The 21,544-nt window shown below is 42.6% G+C and carries 7 protein-coding genes; 6 read left to right on the forward strand and 1 reads right to left on the reverse strand.

Annotated features, from left to right (window positions below; all coding sequences use genetic code 11):
- Together F8R90_RS18715 and F8R90_RS18720 are read left to right on the forward strand one after the other, a co-directional pair.
- The coding region (locus F8R90_RS18715) for a transposase (protein ID WP_442946728.1) at positions 1 to 206 on the forward strand (206 nt) is incomplete at its 5' end.
- Positions 207 to 266: 60 nt separating this feature from the next.
- Positions 267 to 725 (forward strand): tetratricopeptide repeat protein, encoded by a 459-nt coding sequence (locus tag F8R90_RS18720; RefSeq protein ID WP_196511916.1) that lies wholly within the window; start codon positions 267 to 269, stop codon positions 723 to 725.
- 62 nt (positions 726 to 787) lie between these two features.
- Here F8R90_RS18720 and F8R90_RS18725 read toward each other — a convergent pair whose 3' ends face one another.
- Complete coding sequence (locus F8R90_RS18725) at positions 788 to 2,836, reverse strand: amylo-alpha-1,6-glucosidase (RefSeq protein ID WP_196511917.1); 2,049 nt, start codon at positions 2,834 to 2,836, stop codon at positions 788 to 790.
- A 517-nt stretch (positions 2,837 to 3,353) separates the two neighbouring features.
- Between F8R90_RS18725 and F8R90_RS18730 the strand changes: the two genes are divergently transcribed.
- The 4 genes from F8R90_RS18730 (at position 3,354) to F8R90_RS18745 (ending at position 21,515) form a co-directional block, all read left to right on the forward strand.
- Complete coding sequence (locus F8R90_RS18730; protein ID WP_196511918.1) at positions 3,354 to 3,533, forward strand: hypothetical protein; 180 nt, start codon at positions 3,354 to 3,356, stop codon at positions 3,531 to 3,533.
- 581 nt (positions 3,534 to 4,114) lie between these two features.
- A complete protein-coding gene (locus F8R90_RS18735; protein WP_196511919.1) occupies positions 4,115 to 4,474 on the forward strand; it encodes a hypothetical protein in 360 nt (119 codons plus the stop codon).
- 299 nt (positions 4,475 to 4,773) lie between these two features.
- Positions 4,774 to 17,787 (forward strand): non-ribosomal peptide synthetase, encoded by a 13,014-nt coding sequence (locus F8R90_RS18740; protein ID WP_196511920.1) that lies wholly within the window; start codon positions 4,774 to 4,776, stop codon positions 17,785 to 17,787.
- Positions 17,784 to 21,515: a type I polyketide synthase gene (locus tag F8R90_RS18745; protein ID WP_196511921.1), complete on the forward strand. Its 3,732-nt coding sequence runs from the start codon at positions 17,784 to 17,786 to the stop codon at positions 21,513 to 21,515. The genes F8R90_RS18740 and F8R90_RS18745 overlap by 4 nt, the downstream gene beginning before the upstream one ends.
- The last annotated feature ends 29 nt before the right edge of the window (positions 21,516 to 21,544 follow it).

Genomic DNA, 21,544 nt, shown 5'->3' on the forward strand with positions numbered 1-21,544 from the left:
CCTTTCATGAGGATGAGTCCCGAATTCGTTCTCTGCACAGCCCACAAAACTTTGCTTTACTACGTCGTATTGCCCTGAATGCATTAGAGCGAGAATCATCTTTTCGTCGCAGTATTCGCCAAAAATCACGACGAGCAGCTATGAACGATCGCTATATGCTTTCTGTGTTGGCTGCGGCTCTCTCAAACTCAGTACCTCTGCCATAATCCCCCTGTCAATAGGGTTTGAGACGCGCTAACCCTGACTGGTGCTCAAAAGTTTTATCAATGCTTGGACAAATCAAGGCACATCAGGGCGATTATCAAGGTGGAGTACAAGATTTGGAAAGGGCGGTTTCTTTGGCTCAAGAAAATCAATTTGATGGAATTGACGAATTACAGGAAATAATTTTCGCAGTAAAGAACAATGAGGCAGTTTGCTTATATGAACAAGCTAATTTTGCTGCTCAACAAGGAAATATAGAAGAGGCAATTGAACCTGCTCGAAAAGCGTATGAATTTCAGTGCAGTGTCAATCATAAAAACAGCCAACCTGCTACTTTAGGCTTGCTGGGACAACTGTTGCTAGCCCAAAATAAATCCGATGAAGGATTAAAGCAGCTACAGCAAGCATTAGATATTGCCCAAGAGCTACAAGCACAAGAAACTATAGATCAGCTTCAAGAGATGATTTCCGTATTTTCCAGGGAGATTGAAGACCAAGATATTGGTGGTGAGCAATTATAGAGTTTTATGCGATCGCACCATAACCATTAAACCGCTCTTTAAGTCCTAAGTTATTCCCCGCATCAACTCTCCGTAGCTAACCAAGCACGCAAAACCTCAGCCACTGTCCATGCTTGAGCAATACATCCCCGTGGAGTCATCGGAGCATCACCATCAAAAATCTCACTGAGACTGCCAATACCGTGTGCAGTGAGATGATTAGCCATTGGTTCTAAAAATTGACGAGCCTGCTCAGGGTTTTTGTAGACGCGCAGGTGTGCTAAGACGAACGGCCCCAACAACCAACCCCAAACTGTCCCCTGATGGTAAGCTCCATCACGTTGATACTGATTACCTCTGTATTTACCCTGGTATTGAGGATAATCGGGGGCTAGCGATCGCAACCCATGAGAAGTCAGCAACATTCGCCCGCAAGCCTCCACCACACCCTTTTGCTGGGCAGGTGTTAGCGGACTTTCTGGTAATGACACAGCAAATATTTGGTTAGGACGCAATAACGCATCATCACCATCAGAACTGTCTAGAACGTCATAGCAATAACCTGTCTCGTCATTCCAGAAGCGAGAAAATCTATACTTTGCCCGGTCTGCCATTGCCTCATACTCTTGGTGTGGTTTACCAAGCTGACGGGCAAACTTTGCCATTGTCCGTAAAGCATTATACCAGAGGGCATTAACTTCAATCGGTTTGCCGATTCGGGGCGTAACTACCCAATCATCAACTTTGGCATCCATCCAGGTCAGTTGCACACCAGCAACGCCTGCATAAAGTAAACCATCGGCTGCATCGAGGTGGATGTTGTAACGTGTACCGCGACAGTGCCAATCAATGATGTCTGCAAGTATGGGAAAGAGTTCACCAAGCAAAGTATCATCGTCCGTAGCGCTGTAGTAGGCGCGGACTGCTTCAAAGTACCAAAGAGTGGCATCGACTGTATTATATTCTGGTTGCTCACCCGCATCGGGAAAGCGATTAGGCAACATTCCTTGGTCTACGTATCTGGCAAAGGTGCGAAGAATTGAGCGTGCCACCTCTGGGCGACCAGTGGAAATTGTCAAACCAGGTAGACTAATCATGGTGTCGCGTCCCCAGTCGCTAAACCAGTGATAACCAGCGATGATGGTTTTGCCGTGGGGGTCTTCTGGTACTGGGCGATCGACAATAAACTGGTCAGCAGCTAGTACTAGATGGTTGATCCAGCTAGGTGATTCCTTAGTCTTGAGAGGTCGATTAGTTTTCCAAAATCCTGTTAACTTCTGCTCTTGAGCGCGACGTAACTTAAGTGCAGCTTCACCATTGAGATTTGGTTGCTTTTCTGTGCTAGCTACAAATGCGTAGGTGCAGCCCGTCGTAGACATCGCTTCCCCAGGATTCAATGTAACTTCAAAGGTGGCAGCGTGGAGGTGGTCTTCTTTATCTCTCAATCCCCGATAGCGTTCAACTGCTAAGTCAAAACCATGATACCAATTGTGGACAACAGATACACTAGGGCGTGAAGCGTTGCGTAGCTTGCCGCCGTAGGCATCGCCTTTAGGCGAATCACTCAGTAGATACAGTGGTACAGCACCCGAATAAGCAGTTACACAAATCCCCTGTTCTACCTGCTCAACAGACATCTGCCAATCATTACTTTGGGTGTCGCTGTGGTAATCGCGGTAGTTGACCATTGCTTTGAGCGTCAACTTCAGTGGTTGGGTGGCACGACGCAGAGTATATTGAACATAGGTTGTGTTAGCGCCTTGTTGCATCCACACGCGTTTTTCTAATAAGGCATCGGCAACAGCAAAACGCCATACAGGAATTGTACCATCCAGAGAAAAACGTTCAATATTTTGATAACCCTGGGGACTGACAATCCCATCAGCCCAACGATTGGTGTCTAGAGAATAAGAGCGAGTATCATACAGGACAGTTTCATCTAGTTTTGTCAGCAGTAAGGTGCGACCCAGAGGTGGTTTCAATGCTGCTACCAATAAACCGTGATAGCGGCGGGTCAATAAACCAGCCACAGTCCCAGAAGCGTAACCACCAATACCGTTAGTTACTAACCACTCCCGCGACTCTGCGGTGTCAAGATTGCCACAGATTTCCCGCCCAAATTCAATACACATAACAGAGCAATTTTTGGTTAATCCCAATTAAAATCTTACCCGCTAATCAGGGCTAAAATTCATTAGATTAAGCAATATTAAATACTAGGAACTTTGGTAAAGACATTTCTGTAATTAGCTTATACCTGCGAAGATGTAGCAGGTAGCGGGATAATCTCAAGACCATATTTTAGACTTGTCCGAAATATTAACTCAGGAAAAGAAAAATGGTAAAACGTTTAATTGAGTGCTTACCATTTTTCAGTATTAATTATGGTTTTTAATTATATCCAAAAGTATCCACTACGAACAAAATAAATTTTAGGGATTAGTTACGAACAATTACAATCACTGCTAAATTGTGCCATAAATCGTCATAACGGAATTAAAGCCAAACAGGAAAGCCAAAAAATTAGAATCAATGCGGCTGGTGGAGGTCGCCCAGATCGGGTACTATTGAAGCCCCAGAATGATGCCGTCCTTAGTACGCTGTTCCAAAGCAAAGCGCGGGTAGCCCCAGTGTTGGGGGATTGATATTGTGGGTTGCATTGATTTAATGGGGATTGTTGAGAATGTGGTGAGAGGCGTAGGCGTAGCCCGCCGTAGGTATCGCAGTTGTCAAGCGATCGCCTGGAATGAGAACAATTACGCCGTTACTAACTCTGCTTTCTCCAGCAGCCGTTGCAATTTATCGCCAGTTAGCTGTTCTAACGGTTGATCTAAATGTTCTGGAATCTGAATATGGGGAAAAAAATGGCCGCATAAGGCCATTATAGCGAGGTGAAATATCCAACCTGGGCGGATTATTCCAACTCAAGGTGCTCTTACTTCGGGGCAGAAGCCGGGTTTTGACTTCTTGCTCTGGTGTTAGAGTTATGACCCTAAGCTTGTGAAATTATCAAAAAGTTAAAGTTAATAATTATTTTTATTTAGTATTTTAACTGTCTTAACTGTCCAGTTAACTGTCTTAACTGTCTTAACTGTCCAGTTAATAAAGTTAACTGTCCAGTTAACTGTCTTAACTGTCCAGTTAACTTTTTACTTAACTTTTTAACCCTATTGCATTTTGTTGATAAAGCTGAGATGATTTATTAGTTAAGAGTTATGTGTAAAGCTAGCGTTTATTAATAACTTAGTCATCAAATCAAGAGTAAATAAAGATAAAATTATATAGTCTTAACTTAATTTGAGTGGTAATAGCTCTTATATATCTTGTTAGAAAACTTTTATTTACTAAAATGTAATCTCGTACCCCTATTAATGTTTTAACCAAGAATGTAAGGATTTTAGGTAATTACAATGGACGAAATCGTTAAAAAACTTGCTAGTCTGGGTCTTCCTGGTGTAATTCTCGTGATTTTAACGGTTACATCAGGAGGTAGTTCTGCCGCTATTGCAGCTACTCTTACAGCATTAGGAGGGCCGTTTGGTGTCGTTGGAGGTATAGCCCTGCTTGGTCTAATAACAGTTGTAGGGGATGCTGTAGCAGGATATGGGCTTGAATCCATTGTTAAGGCTATTTATAAAGAACGTAGCAAAAACGAATCTGTTCAAGTTCTCCTCAAGGAGATTAAAGATTTACCGATTACTGAGGAGCTAAAACTCAAACTGAAAAATGAACTTAGCCCAGAAAATTTTACCGATACCCAAGTGGTTTAGATTCCAAAAATAGTTTAAGTTATTGAGAATTTATTTTGATGGCTATTTCTTAATTTATTTCAACTGAAGTTTGGAAAAAATTATATTTAGCTAATTTCATTCTCGTAAGAACAAAATTTATCTTCTTCTAACCAGCTATATATTAACCATTACAAGCTGTTTTCACACCGCCAATAACAACATTGCGAAAGCTAGCTAAATTTATCTAATTTTGAAAATTTTTTTGAGATAAAAAGACCTCTGTTCGCGCATTATTTGTATTGTTATAACCAAAATCATCAGTATTTTAAGGAGTTCTAATGGATAGAATTATAAAAATAATTTATCCACTCTCTTCTGGTCAAGAAGCAATGTGGTTTATCTACCAAATTGCTCCAGAGAGTGTTGCTTATAATATATTTATTACCGTAAAGATTAATTCATATTTAAATATTGCTACTGTCAATCGTGTATGGGAAAAAATTATTGAACGCCATCCTATTCTCAGAACTACATATACCATTCATGAAGGCGAACCCGTTCAGCAAGTTAATCAACAATATAAATTTAATGTTGAGGTAATAGATGCCAGCAATTGGAGCGAAGACCAATTAAACGAGAAAATATTTGCTATAACTGACCGCCCTTTTAACTTAGAAAAAGATTCAGTTTTGAGAGTTAATTTATTTACTCGTTCAGCAGAAGAACACATTCTCTTGCTAACAATGCATCACATTGCAGGTGATATGTGGTCTTTTGATTTACTGCTGAGTGAATTTCAAAGTTTGTATATTAGTGAAATTGAGCAAGTTAGTCAAGAGCAGACAGAGGCGGCAGATTCTTTTACCAAGAATAAATCTTATCTAGAATTTGTCCGCTGGCAGTCAGAAATGCTATCTGGTTATAGGGGAGAAAAACTTTGGCAATACTGGCAACAAAAATTAGCTGGCGAATTGCCAATTTTGAATTTGCTTGTAGATAAACCCCGCCCCCCGGTAAAGACTTCTCAAGGAGCAACACATATTTCAAAGCTAGATGAACAGTTAATTCAAAAACTCAACCATCTAGCTCTAGTCTCTAGAACAAGCCTTTATCAGATTCTGCTAGCAGCATTTTACGTGCAACTTTACCGCTACACCAATCAAACAGACATCCTCATAGGAAGCCCGATGAGAGGTAGATGGGGTGGAGATTTTAAAGAGATTGTCGGTTACTTTGTTAACCTGATGGTTTTACGAACTTCTGTACAGGAAAACGCCACATTTACAGAATTTCTGGCTCACATAAGCAAGACAGTTAAAGAAGCCCAAAAACATCAAGATTACCCTTTTTCTCTCTTAGCAGAACAACTCCAGCCAGAACGAGATCCCAGTCGTTCTCCTTTATGTCAAGTTAGTTTCACTTGGCAAAGACACCGTTGGTGTGAACCAACAGAAAATTCTTTGCACAGTGGAGAACAAGTGCTTGAAATGAAGCCATACTTGCTGGGACATCAACGCGGTGCAGACTTTGATCTGAATTTAATGGTGATGGAAGCTCAGGGAGTATTGCAACTCTGCTGGCAATACAATACTGACTTGTTTGAGGCTAGTACAATCACACGTATGGCAGGGCATTTTGTTACCTTGCTTGAAGGCATTGTAGCTAATCCTCAAGAGCAGATTTGGCAATTACCTCTGCTGACAGAAATTGAACAACAGCAGTTATTAGTTCAGTGGAATGATACAGGTGTAGATTATCTCCAAAATAAATGTATCCATCAGTTATTTGAGGAGCAGGTTAAACTTACTCCCGATGCTGTAGCAGTTGTGTTTGAAAATCAACAACTGACTTATCAGCAGTTGAATTGTCGCGCTAACCAATTAGCCCATTACTTGCAATCTTTGGGTGTGGGTGAAAATGTGCTGGTGGGTTTGTGTGTAGAACGTTCCTTAGAGATGGTGGTGGGACTATTGGGGATTCTCAAGGCGGGTGGGGCTTATGTGCCACTTGATCCTGAGTATCCTGCTGAACGCTTAAGCTTCATGCTCACAGACACTCAAGTAAAAGTGCTGTTGACTCAAGAGAAATTAGTTGAATCTCTTCCTCAACATCAAGCCCGTGTCGTTTGCTTAGATACCGACTGGCACAGCATTAGCCAAGCAAATCAGGATAATCTCAACAGCACAGTCAGTGGAGAAAACCTCTCTTATGTGATTTACACCTCCGGTTCTACAGGCACACCCAAGGGAGTCGCCGTTACTCATCAGGCCGTCAATCGACTGGTGTTAAACACCAACTATATACAGTTAACAGCTGATGAATGCGTTGCTCAAGCGGCAAATATTGCTTTTGATGCAGCCACCTTTGAGATTTGGGGAGCGTTGCTTTCCGGAGCCAAGCTAGTTATTATCGCTAAATCCGTATTGCTGATCCCGGAAGAATTTGCTGTCAATATCCGCAAGCATCAAATCAGTGTCTTATTTTTAACTACAGCTTTATTCAATCAGTTAGCCAGTGTTGTCCCGCAAGCATTTAGTTCTCTACGATATCTACTATTTGGTGGTGAAGCGGTTGATCCCAAATGGGTGCTGGAAGTACTAGATAAAGGCGCTCCTCAACACTTGCTCCATGTCTATGGGCCAACAGAGAACACCACGTTTTCTTCTTGGTATTTAGTAGAGGACTTAGCAACGACAGCTACAACTATTCCCATTGGTCGGGCGATCGCAAATACGCAAATCTACATCCTTGACCAAAACTTACAGCCTGTACCAGTAAGTGTACCAGGAGAACTGTACCTTGGTGGAGCAGGATTAGCACAGGGCTACTTCAACCGCCCTGAATTGACAAAAGAGAAATTCATCCCCAATCCGTTTGAGAAGGAAGGAGGCAGGAGGCAGGATAGCGCAGCATTAGCGAGTCCGCGAGCGTCGGCAGAAGGGAGTAAATTATATAAAACGGGGGATTTGGCACGCTATTTAGCAGATGGCAACATAGAATACTTAGGGCGCATTGACAATCAAGTAAAAATACGTGGTTTCCGCATCGAGTTGAGCGAAATCGAAGTAGTCCTGAGCCAACATAGTGATGTGCAAGTATCTTGTGTCATTGTCCGGGAAGATACCCCTGGTGATAAACGTTTAGTCGCCTATGTGGTAGCACATCAGGATTGTAAACCCACAATCAGCGAACTGCGGCAATTCCTCAAAGCAAAACTCCCAGATTACATGGTGCCAAATGCAATAGTTATCTTGGAGTCACTGCCGCTTACTCCCAACGGCAAAGTAGACCGCCGTGCCTTACCAATACCGGATTTACACAGTGAACGGCAAGATAAATTTGTTGCACCTCGTAACCCAATAGAAGAAATGCTGGCACTCCTTTGGACACAAGTGCTGAAAGTAGAGCTTTTAGGCATTCATGACAACTTCTTTGAACTTGGCGGACACTCGCTACTCGCAACACAATTAGTTTCACGCATCCGCAACGTTTTTAAAGTGGAACTAGCATTGCGTGAGTTGTTTGCAAGAGCGACAGTAGCGGAATTAGCACAATCAATTAGGCAGTTACAGCAACAAGACTTAGAACTCTCTGAACCACCTATCTTACCAAAGGTGAGGGATGCAGAATTACCACTGTCTTATGCTCAACAGCGTCTGTGGTTTTTAGATCAGTTCGAGCCGAATAGCGCCTTTTACAACATTCCTATGGCTTTGCGTCTAGTGGGAAATTTGAATCAACCAGCCTTAGAACAAAGCTTACAAGAGATTATTCATCGCCACGAAGCCTTACGCACCAACTTTATTACAGTTGATGGAAAACCTTCTCAAATTATTCAAATACAAACCAATTGGACAGTTTCAGTTATTGACTTAAAGTATTTATCTACAACCAATCAAGAAATTACTAGCCAGGAATTAGCGCGACAACAAGCTATTCAGCCTTTTGACCTGGCAAACGGAGCATTAATCAGGACAACATTACTAGTGCTGTCCCAGACAGAACACATATTGTTAGTTTGTATGCATCATGTTGTCAGTGATGGCTGGTCAATGGGTGTGTTTGTCCAAGAACTAGCAGCGCTGTACGATGCTTATGCTCAAGGTCAGCCGTCACCTTTAGCACCGCTGCCGATTCAGTATACAGATTTTGCTATCTGGCAAAGAGAGTGGTTGCAAGGAAATGTACTGCAAAACCAACTAACTTACTGGCAACAACAACTGGCAAACGCACCAGATCTATTGTCGCTGCCCACAGACCGACCCAGACCTGCTGTGCAGACTTTTGCTGGTGCATATCAAAAGTTTGCACTTTCTGCTGAACTTACAGGTGGATTGATACAACTGAGTCAGCAACAAGGGGTGACTTTGTTCATGACACTTTTGGCAGCGTTTGATACCCTGCTTTACCGCTACACAGGTACAGAAGACATTTTGGTGGGATCTCCCATTGCTAACCGCGATCGCAGTGAGATAGAAGGGCTAATTGGCTTTTTTGTCAATACTTTAGTCATGCGTACTGACTTAGCAGGCAACCCCAGTTTTAGCGAATTACTGACTCGTGTCCGCGAAATAGCAATGGAGGCATACTCGCATCAGCATTTGCCTTTTGAAATGCTAGTGGAAGCATTGCAGCCAGAACGGGATCTTAGCCATACACCGCTATTCCAGGTGATGTTTACACTTCAGAATGCGCCCGTATCAACCGTGGAGTTAAATCAGTTAAGTGTCAGTTCAACGTTGATAGAAGGTACAACTTCCAAGTTTGATCTTACCTTGTCAATGGAAAATACTGCTACTTCGACTACGCTCAGTACAGGTACTGGAGTAGTGGGTGTGTGGGAATATAGCACTGACTTATTTGATGCCAGCACAATTGAGCGAATGACGGGTCATTTTGTGACATTGCTTGAAAGTATTATTGCTAACCCACAACAGTCCATTTCTCAATTGTCCCTGTTGACAGAAGTTGAGCAACAACAGTTATTGGTTGAGTGGAACAATACTCAAGCGGATTATCCCCTTGATAAATGTCTCCATCAGTTGTTTGAGGAGCAAGTAGCGCGTACACCCGATGCTGTAGCGGTGGTGTTTGAAAATCAACAACTGACTTACCAGCAGTTGAATTGTCGCGCAAATGAGTTAGCACATTACTTGCAGTCTTTGGGAGTGGGAGCAGATGTGCTGGTGGGTATTTGTCTGGAGCGATCGCTCTTGATGGTAGTAGGACTGTTAGGGATTCTTAAGGCAGGTGGAGCTTATGTACCACTTGACCCAGACTATCCTAGCGATCGCTTGAGCTTTATGCTAGAAGATGCTCAATTGAGAGTGCTACTGACACAACAGCAACTCAAACAAAAGTTGCCTGAGCATCAAGCGCACATTGTATCTTTAGATGCTGACTGGCAATTTATTTCTCAGTTCAGTCAGGAAAATCCAATTACTACTGTGCAAGATAGTAACTTGGCTTATGTGATTTACACATCCGGTTCCACTGGCAAGCCCAAAGGAGCAATGAACACCCACTTGGGAATTTGCAATCGCCTGCTGTGGATGCAACAAGCTTATCAATTAACAGCAGTAGATTGTATTTTACAGAAAACTCCTTTTAGCTTCGACGTTTCAGTTTGGGAGTTCTTCTGGCCATTAATCACTGGAGCGCGTTTAGTTGTGGCTAAACCAGGTGGACATAAAGATAGTGCTTACTTGGTCAACCTAATTTTAGAGCAGCAGGTGACAATAGTGCATTTTGTTCCTTCTATGCTCCAGGTTTTCTTAGAAGAACCAAGTCTCGAAAATTGCCGTAGCTTGAAACGAGTTATATGTAGTGGTGAAGCTTTGCCTGTAGAACTTCAGGAACGCTTTTTTGCTCGGTTAGAGTGTGAATTGCACAATCTCTACGGGCCAACAGAAGCGGCAATAGATGTCACCTACTGGCAATGCTTTCCAAATGGCAATCTTAGGACAGTACCGATTGGTCGTGCGATCGCCAACACGCAAATTTACATTTTAGACGAGCATCTGCAACCAGTTCCTGTAGGTGTAGCCGGAGAATTGCATATTGCTGGTTTGGGGTTGGCACGAGGCTATTTGAACCGAAAAGAATTGACAACAGAAAAATTCATTTCCAACCCGTTTGAGGAAGGAGGAGGAAGCAAATTATATAAAACTGGAGATTTAGCGCGTTATTTACCTGATGGCAGAATTGAATACATCGGACGAATTGATAACCAAGTAAAAATACGTGGTTTCCGCATTGAATTGGGAGAAATTGAGGTATTACTGAACCAACATGACGATGTGCAGGCATCTGTAGTCACCGTCCGCGAAGACAATCCAGGTGATAAACGCTTAGTCGCCTATATAGTGCCGCATCAGCACTCTAAACCCACAACCAATGAACTGCGGCAATTCCTGAAAGCAAAGCTACCAGACTACATGGTGCCAAGTGCTTTTGTAATATTGGAATCAATGCCACTCACTTCTAACGGCAAAGTAGACCGTCGCGCTTTGCCCGCACCGGATTTATACAGCGAAATCAAAGATAAATATGTAGCCCCACGTACTCCAATTGAAGAAATACTGGCGCAAACTTGGTCACAAGTACTGCAACTGCCACAGGTAGGCATACATGATAACTTCTTTGAACTTGGCGGACACTCACTATTAGCAACACAATTGGTTTCACGCATCCGTAACATTTTCAAAGTGGAACTACCATTACGAGAGCTGTTTGCCGCCGCCACACTAGCCGAATTAGCACGAGGAATTGAACAATTACAGCAACAAGACTTACAACTGTCTGCACCACCTATCTTACCAAGGGCGGAGAATGCACAATTAGCACTGTCTTATGCTCAACAGCGTCTGTGGTTTTTAGACCAATTCGAGCCAAACAGTCCTTTCTACAACATGTCCATAGCCTTGCGTTTAGCAGGAACTGTACAAGTTGCCGCATTAGAGCAAAGCTTCCAACAAATTATTCATCGCCACGAAGCGTTACGCACTAATTTCATTACGGTTGATGGACAGGCAACACAAATCATTCAAACAGAAACGAATTGGACAGTTTCAGTTGTTGATTTGAAGCATTTATCGACACTTGTACTGAGCGAAGACGTTGGCGAAGCCTCTGCCTCAGCAGAAGTAACCGAACAAGAAATAGCTTCACAGCAATTAGTTCAACAACAAGCTATTCAACCCTTTGAGTTGGCAACACAAGCATTAGTAAGAGCGACATTAGTAGTGCTATCCGAGACAGAACACATACTGTTAATGTGTATACACCACATAGTCTCTGATGGCTGGTCAATCGGTTTGTTTCTCCAAGAACTAGCAGCACTTTACAATGCTTATTCTCAAGGTAAAAGCTCGACCTTAGCGCCACTGCCGATTCAATATGCAGATTTTGCACTGTGGCAAAGACAGTGGTTGCAAGGAGAAGTACTACAAAGCCAATTGAGTTATTGGCAACAAAAATTGGCTTCGGCTCCAACCTTGTTGTCGCTACCCACAGACCGACCCAGACCGGCTGTGCAAACTTACCAAGGGACACATCAAGAGTTTGCACTTTCTGAGGAACTAACTGGTAAGCTAGCAAAACTCAGCCAAGAGCAAGGGGTTACTTTGTTCATGACGCTGTTGGCAGCGTTTGATACGCTGCTTTACCGCTACACAGGTACAGAAGACATTTTGGTAGGTTCGCCAATTGCTAACCGCGATCGCAGTGAGATAGAAGGGTTAATTGGCTTTTTTGTCAATACTCTAGTCATGCGTACTGATTTATCAGGCAACCCCAGTTTTAGCGAATTACTGGGTCGTGTCCGCGAAATAGCAATGGAGGCGTACTCTCATCAGCATTTGCCTTTTGAAATGCTGGTAGAAGCATTGCAGCCAGAACGGGATCTTAGCCATTCACCACTGTTCCAAGTAATGTTTGTCCTCCAGAATGCGCCCACATCTGGATTAGAACTAACTGGGTTAACTGTCAGTTCATTGCCAATAAAAGGTACAACTTCAAGGTTTGATTTAACCTTAATCATGCAAAACTCTCTTACTGGTCTGGTAGGGGTGTGGGAGTACAACACTGACTTGTTTGATGTCAGTACCATTGAGCGGATGACTGGTCATTTTGTGACATTGGTTGAAAGTATTATTGCTAACCCAGAGGAGCGAATTTCCCAATTACCACTGCTGACACAACCGGAACAACAAAAGTTACTTGTCGAGTGGAACGATACTCAGGTAGATTATCCAGAAGATTTGTGCATCCATCAGTTATTTGAGAAACAGGTAGATAGTACACCCGATGCGATCGCAGTTGTATATGAAAATCAACAACTGACTTACTATGAATTAAACTACCGCGCTAACCAGTTGGCACACTACTTGCGGTCTTTGGGTGTAGGGTCTGATGCCCTGGTTGGTCTGTGTGTAGAGCGTTCTTTAGAGATGGTTATAGGATTATTGGGGATTCTCAAAGCGGGTGCTGCTTATGTGCCACTTGACCCAGAATATCCGCCTGAGCGCTTGAGGTTTATTTTAGAAGATGCTCAAGTTAGGGTGTTGCTAACCCAGCAGTCACTTCTTGATAGATTGCCCCAGCATCAAGCACAGCTTGTTTGTTTGGATACTGACGCTCAACTGATTTCCCAATCGGGTCAGGACAATCTCATTTCTGGCGTACAAGCAAATAACTTAGCTTATATAATTTATACTTCTGGTTCTACAGGTCAACCTAAAGGTATAGCCATGAATCAGCTTGCCCTTAGCAATCTGATCTTGTGGCATCAGGAAAATCTGAAAATTCCTCGTGGAGCAAAAACCCTACAATTTGCTTCGATTAGCTTTGATGTCTCCTTCCAAGAAATATTCACTACCTGGTGTTCTGGAGGCACATTATTCTTAATTGGGGAGGAATTACGCAGAGATACATCAGCTTTGTTAGGTTTTCTCCAACAAAAAGCAATTGAGAGAATGTTTCTCCCCTTTGTTGGCTTACAGCAACTAGCTGAAGTTGCTATTGGTGGTGAATTAGTTAGTAGTCATCTGCGGGAAATCATTACTGCTGGGGAACAGTTGCAGATTACTCCCGCTATTTCCCAATGGTTAAGCAGGCTAACTGATTGTACATTGCACAATCACTATGGGCCATCAGAGAGCCATTTAGCCACCAGTTTTACTCTGACTGATTCAGTGGAGACTTGGCCGCTACTTCCTCCGGTTGGTCGTCCCATTGCCAACGCGCAAATCTATATCCTGGACAGGTTCTTACAGCCTGTACCCGTTGGTGTACCAGGAGAATTGTACATTGCTGGTGTCCTTTTATCACAAGGCTACTTCAACCGACCAGAGTTAACACTTGAGAAATTTATTCCTAACCCCTTTAAAAGAAGCAGGGGAGCAGGGGAGCAGGGGAGCAGAGGGGAAACCGATCGTCTTTACAAAACAGCGGACTTAGCACGCTATTTAAGTGATGGCAATATTGAATACTTGGGGCGTATTGACAATCAGGTGAAAATTCGGGGTTTCCGCATCGAGTTGGGAGAAATTGAAGCAGTACTGAGCCAACTTGATGTGCAGGCATCTTGTGCGATCGCCCGCGAAGACATTCCTGGGAACAAACGCTTAGTGGCTTACATTGTGCCTCAAAAAGAGCAGACGCTCACAGTAAGCGTTGTGCGTAGCTTCCTGAAGTCAAAGTTACCAGAATATATGGTGCCAAGTGCGATCGTTATCTTGGACGCTTTACCGCTTACCCCCAACGGTAAACTAGACCGCCGCGCATTGCCTGCACCTGATTTACATAGCCAATTATTGGACAAATATGTTGCCCCACGTAACCCAATCGAAGAAATCCTATCGCTAATTTGGGCGCAAGTTCTGAAAGTAGAGCAAGTGGGCATATACGATAACTTCTTTGAGCTTGGAGGCCACTCGTTACTAGCCACGCAACTCATCTCCCGCGTGCGTACCAGCTTGAAAGTAGAACTACCATTGCGTAGCTTATTTGCTGCCCCAACGGTTGCTGAATTGTCCCAAAACATTCAACAGTTGCAGCAACAGGATTTAGAATTAACACCATCACCCATCTTACCAAGGGCGGAGGATGCAGAATTACCACTGTCTTATGCCCAAACACGGCTATGGTTTTTAGACAAGTTAAACCCAAACAGCGCCTTCTACAACTTCCCCATAGCTTTGCGTTTAGTCGGAACTCTCAATCGAACTGCCTTAGAACAAAGCTTACAAGAAATTATTCATCGCCACGAAGCGTTACGCACCAACTTTGTCATCGTTGATGGAAAACCTTCTCAAATCATTCAAACACAAATAAATTGCACACTCTCAGTTGTTGACTTCAAGCATTTATCTACAACCGAGCAAGAAACAGCTTCACAGCAATTAGCGCAACAACCCTTTAACCTAGCAACTGAAGCATTAGTCAGAGCAACATTAATAGTGCTGTCCCAGACAGAACACGCCTTATTAGTCTGTATGCATCACATAGTCAGTGATGGCTGGTCAATGGGTGTGTTAGTTCAAGAACTAGCAGCGTTGTACAATGCTTATTCTCAAGGTGAGTCGTCACCTTTAACACCACTGCCGATACAGTACGCAGATTTCGCAATTTGGCAGCGAAACTGGTTGCAAGGAGATGTCTTACAAAATCAATTGAGTTACTGGCAACAACAACTGGCAAACGCACCAGCTTTGTTGTCACTACCTACTGACCGACCTAGACCATCTATGCAGACTTTCGCAGGAGCATATCAACAGTTTGCGCTCTCCAAGGAACTAACTGATAAACTCACGCAACTAAGCCAGCAACAAGGTTGTACCCTCTTTATGACGCTGTTAGCAGCGTTTGATACCTTACTTTACCGCTACACAGGTACAGAAGACATTTTGGTGGGTTCGCCAATTGCTAACCGCGATCGCAGTGAGATAGAAGGGTTAATTGGCTTTTTTCTCAACACTTTAGTCATGCGTACCAATTTGGCTGGCAATCCTAGCTTTAGCGAATTACTAGGTCGTGTTCGTGAAATGGCGATGGATGCATACTCTCATCAGAATTTGCCTTTTGAAATGCTAGTAGAAGCATTGCAGCCAGAACGGGATCTCAGTCATACACCACTGTTTCAAGTGATGTTTGTCCTTCAAAATGCTCCCATATCTCAACAATTGGAGTTGACTGGGTTAACTGCTAGTCCACTGGTGGTAAAAAGTACAACTACCAAGTTTGATCTGACTTTAGGAATGGAGAACACTGCCAATGGACTGGTTGGCGTGTGGGAATACAACACTGATTTATTTGATGCTAGTACCATTGAGCGAATGACGGGTCATTTTGTCACATTGCTGGAAGGTATTATTGCTAACCCAGAGGAACGAATTTCTCAACTGCCACTGCTAACAGAAGTTGAGCAACATCAACTTTTAATAGAGTGGAATGATACTCAGGTAGATTATCCACTAGATAAGTGTATCCATCAGTTGTTTGAGGAGCAGGTTGGGCGTACACCTGATGCAGTAGCAGTTGTGTTTGAAGATCAACAACTGACTTACCACCAGTTAAATAGTCGTGCTAACCAGTTGGCGCACTACCTCAAGTCTTTAGGAGTTGGAGCAGATGTACTGGTGGGCATTTGTGTGGAACGCTCAATAGAAATGGTAGTGGGACTACTAGGTATTCTTAAGGCGGGTGGGGCATATCTGCCGCTTGACCCTGAGTATCCGACTGAGCGTTTGCACTTTATGCTAGAAGATGCTCAAGTTTCGGTGTTGCTGACTCAGCAGAAACTCCTTGATAGACTGGCCCAACATCAAGCAAAGCTGGTTTGTTTGGATACTGACTGGGAGTTTATTTCTCAGTTAAGTCAGGATAATCTAATCACTGAGGCACAAGCAACTAATTTGGCTTATGTGATTTATACCTCCGGTTCTACAGGTCAACCCAAGGGAGTGCTAATTGCCCATCAAGGATTATTAAATTTGGTGTTCTGGCATCAACGTACTTTCAAAATCACTTCAGTAGACAAAGCCACTCAGCTAGCAGGAACAGCATTTGACGCTGCGGTATGGGAATTATGGCCTTACCTGACCGCAGGAGCAAGTATCTACTTAGTCAAATCTGAGTTCCTTAGCTCGTTAGTGAAGCTACGAGACTGGTTGATTTCAAGGCAGATTACTATCAGTTTTCTGCCAACACCATTGGCACAAGAATTATTGTCTTTGGAATGGCCAACTGAAAGTTTGGCTTTGCGAACGATACTGACTGGAGGAGATAAGCTTCATCAGTATCCATCAGATTTAGTCCCCTTCCAACTAGTGAATAATTATGGCCCAACTGAAAATACTGTTGTTACAACTTCTGGGCTGGTAGTTGCCAAGGAGCAAGATCAGATATCACCGAGTATTGGGCGAGCGATCGCCAACACTCAAATCTATATTCTAGATAGTAATCTGCAACCAGTTCCCATTGGTATCCCAGGAGAGTTACATATTGCTGGTGTTGGATTAGCAAAAGGCTACCTCAACCGCCCCGAACTGACAACTGAAAAATTCATCCTCAATCCCTTTAGCACTGAGCTGCATTCGCGCCTATACAAAACTGGAGATTTAGCACGTTATCTACCCGATGGCAACATTGAATACCTGGGACGCATTGACAATCAAGTAAAAATTCGGGGCTTCCGCATCGAGTTGGCAGAAATTGAAGCATTACTGGGACAACATGATGATGTGCAGATATGTTGTGTCATTGCTCGTGAAGAAACTTCAGGTAATAAGCGCTTAGTCGCCTACGTAGTGCTGCATTTACAGATGACACCCACAACCGACGAACTGCGTCAGTTTCTTTCCGATAAGCTGCCTGGGTATATGGTGCCAAGTGTTTTTGTGATGCTGGAGTCCTTACCCCTGACACCCAACGGCAAAGTAGACCGTCGCGCTTTGCCTGCTCCAGATTTACAACAGGAACTATCAAATTATGTAATGCCAAATACTGAAGTAGAAAGAATCATTGCTGGCATTTGGCAAAAAACACTGGAAGTAGAAAAGGTGGGAATTTACAATAATTTCTTTGAATTAGGAGGTCATTCGTTACTACTGGTACGAATTAATCAGCAGTTACAGGAAAAGTTTGGTTTGGAAGTGTCAATAGTTGATATGTTTAATTACCCAACTATACATAGATTAAGCCAACATTTAAGTACTAAACTCAATAAAGAAGATACATTAAAACAAAATAATTCTCGCCCTCAATCTCCAAGTGAAAGCAAAGCTTTCAGGAACCAACAATTACAGCTTAGACAGCAGTATCTTTCTCAAAGGAAGGGTAAAAAATTATGATAAATTCCGTTAATATTAATGATTTCAATAATGAAATAGCAATAATTTCTCTTGCTGGTAGGTTCCCAGAAGCCAAAGATATTGACTCTTTTTGGCAGAATTTGCGTGATGGCGTAGAATCTATCTCCAGGTTGACGGATAAAGAATTAATAAATTATGGCGTTTCTATAGATTTACTGAATAATCCTAATTATGTAAAAGCTAATGCTGTTTTATCAGACATTGAATTGTTTGATGCAAACTTTTTCGCTTATAGTGCGAAAGAAGCTGAGTTAATAGATCCCCAACAACGCCTATTTTTAGAGTTGGCGTGGGAGGCAATAGAAAAGGCTGGTTATGATCCGCATACCTATAATGGGTTAATAGGGGTTTATGCTGGTGTGGGAATGAATAGGTATCTTGTCAACAATCTCTACCCTCATCATCAATTATTAGAGACAGTTGATCCACTGCAATTAACAATCTCCAACGATAAAGATTTTTTGCCAACACGAGTTGCATATAAACTCAACTTGACTGGGACAGCCGTCAATGTACAAACAGCCTGTTCTACTTCTTTGGTTGCTGTTCACTTAGCTTGCCAAAGCCTATTAAATTGTGAATGTGACATGGCTTTAGCTGGTGGAGTTACTCTCAGCATTCCCCAAAAAATAGGTTATTTGCATCAAGAGGGAATGATTCTTTCTCCTGATGGACACTGCCGTGCTTTTGATGCTAAGGCACAAGGAACAATTGCCAGTAGCGGTGCTGGGATTGTGGTATTGAAAAGATTAAAGGATGCGATCGCAGACCGCGACCACATCCATGCAATCATTAAAGGTTCGGCAATTAATAATGATGGTGCAATGAAAGTGGGCTTCACTGCTCCTAGTGTTAGCGGTCAAGCAGCAGTGATTAGCGAGGCTCAAGCTATAGCTGGTGTAGATGCCGAAACCATTTCCTACATCGAAGCTCATGGGACAGCTACACCTTTAGGAGACCCGATTGAAATTGCCGCTTTAACTCAAGCTTTTAATCAAAGTACTGATAAAAAAGGTTTCTGCGGTATTGGTTCCTTAAAAACCAACTTAGGACATTTAGATACAGCAGCAGGTGTGGCAGGTTTGATTAAAACTGTATTATCACTGCAAAATAAAATGCTGCCTCCTAGTTTGCACTTTGAGACACCTAATCCCAAAATTGATTTTGCCAACAGTCCTTTTTACGTCAATACAACCCTGACTGAATGGAAAACAAATAACACCCCTCGCCGTGCTGGAGTTAGTTCTTTTGGTATCGGGGGTACTAATGCTCATGTAATTTTAGAAGAAGCACCTGTTTTTGAGCAGGGGAGCAGGGAAGCAGGGGAGCAGGGGAGAAATTATCAACTGTTGGTACTTTCAGCTAAAACTGCGAGTGCGCTTGAGCAAGCAACAGCTAATTTAATCACACATTTAAAAGAGCATCCAGAACTGAACTTAAGCGATGTAGCTTATACACTCAATAGTGGTCGGCGGGGTTTTAATTACCGACGGATGTTGATTTGTCAAGACTTAGAAGATGCTGTCAAAACTCTTGATAGTTTAGCAGCCCAACAAGTTTTCACTAACTATACAGAGATTACAGAACGGTCTGTTGTCTTTATGTTTCCCGGTCAGGGTTCCCAGTATGTGAACATGGCGCGGGAAATTTATGAAACTGAGACAGCATTTAAAGAACAAGTTGATTATTGCTCAGAAATTCTTAAACCCTTACTAGGGCTAGATTTACGTCATATTCTTTATCCCAGTGAAGAAAAGATTGATGAGGCATCAAAGCAACTTCAACAAACAGCGATCGCTCAACCTGCTATTTTTGTAATTGAATACGCCCTAGCTAAATTATGGCAGTCTTATGGTGTGGAACCACAAGCTGCGATCGGTCACAGTATTGGCGAGTATGTAGCAGCAACTCTAGCAGAAGTTTTTTCCCTAGAAGATGCCTTATCTCTGGTAGCAGCACGCGGACAAATGATGCAGCAACTGCCTACTGGAGCAATGCTTTCAATTCCACTACCCGCAGACAAGATAAAATCCCTACTAGGGCAAGAACTTTCTGTTGCAGCGATTAATCAACCCTTGCAGTGTGTAGTTTCCGGTTCCACAGCAGCAGTAGATACACTACAAAATCAGCTTGCTGCTCAAGGGATTGAATGTCGCCAACTGCATACTTCCCATGCCTTCCATTCTCAAATGATGGAACCAATCTTAAAGGCATTTGCAGAACGAGTCAAAAAAGTTACTTTAAATCCCCCAAAACTTCCTTATATCTCCAACCTGACTGGTACTTGGATTACAGTCACACAAGCCACAAATCCTGATTACTACGCTCAACATCTGCGTTCCACTGTGCTGTTTGCCCAAGGTGTCGAGAAATTATTGGCAACACCTGAGCAAGTCTTACTAGAGGTGGGGCCAGGAAACACACTGACTACATTAGCCAAAAGACATCCAGACAAAGCAGCTGCACAAACGGTGTTGACCTCGGTACGTCATCCTCAAGAAAAGCAATCTGATAATCATGTTTTATTCACTACATTAGGTCAACTCTGGCTGGCTGGAGTCAATATAGATTGGTTTGGATTCTATAGCCACCAAGAGTATTATCGTCTTCCCTTACCGACTTATCCCTTTGAGCGCGAACGTTATTGGATTGACCCCCCACAAAAAGCGGCTTTGGGACAGTTAGAAACCTTACCCACAACATCACAATTATGGACATCGCTTGTACAAGGAGATCAAAATCAAGCAAATACTAGAAATGCAGAACTCAACGAGTTAACATATCAGGAAAATATACAGTGTTTGGCTCGTTTATGTACAGCCTACATCAACTGTGCATTCAGACAATTAGGGGCTTTTAGCAATACCGAAGAAAAGTATTCTTTGGAGAATTTGTTGACGCAATGCCATATTTCTCCTCGCTATCAGCAATTGTTTTCTAGATGGTTGCAAATATTAGTTGAGCAAGGACAACTACAGGAACAGGAGGGGTTATATACTGGGCTACTGCCATGTTCACAAGATTATATTAATGAACATTTAGAAGAAGTTAGAGCGAGGTTTGCTACTTCATCTTTAGTAGATTTAGATTTAGTGCAACGCTGTGGTGAAAATTTAGCTCCTATTGTTGTTGAACAAGAACCCTTAGAGATTTTCAATGAACTGGTTTACCAAAAAGAAAACAACGGTTCACATTCAGAATCTCCCTTAAATACTTACTACAATTCTATTTTGCACTCAAGTTTGGAACAGGTGGTCAAATTATTGCCATTGCCTCAAGCTTCTGCATCAGCCGCATTTAGCATAAAATCTAGGCTAGAACAGAATAATCAGAAATCAGAGATTTCATTACAAAGGAAGCCGGATATTTTTCAGCAAGAAAAATTATCTGCACTCCACTCAAGACCTGATTTGCCTAATTCTTATCTAGCTCCTCGTAATGAGATTGAGCAAAAAATCGCCGATATATGGGAAGAATTATTGGGAATTAAACAGGTGGGAATGCATGACAATTTTTTTAAATTAGGAGGAGATTCTTTAATAGCCGTTCAAGTTTTATCCCGAATACGAAATATTTTTTCTATCCGATTATCTGTAGCAAATTTATTTGAGTCACCCACAATAGCTGAAATAGCACCTAAGCTAGAAAAACAAATAAATCCAGATACAAGCTTTGGTGCAGGTGAGAGAGAAGAAATAACAATTTGAGTAACGAATAATTTTAAATTACGAATTAC

It is taken from the genome of Nostoc sp. NZL (genome assembly GCF_015714705.1).
In the GTDB taxonomy this organism is placed as follows: Bacteria; Cyanobacteriota; Cyanobacteriia; order Cyanobacteriales; family Nostocaceae; genus Nostoc; species Nostoc foliaceum_A.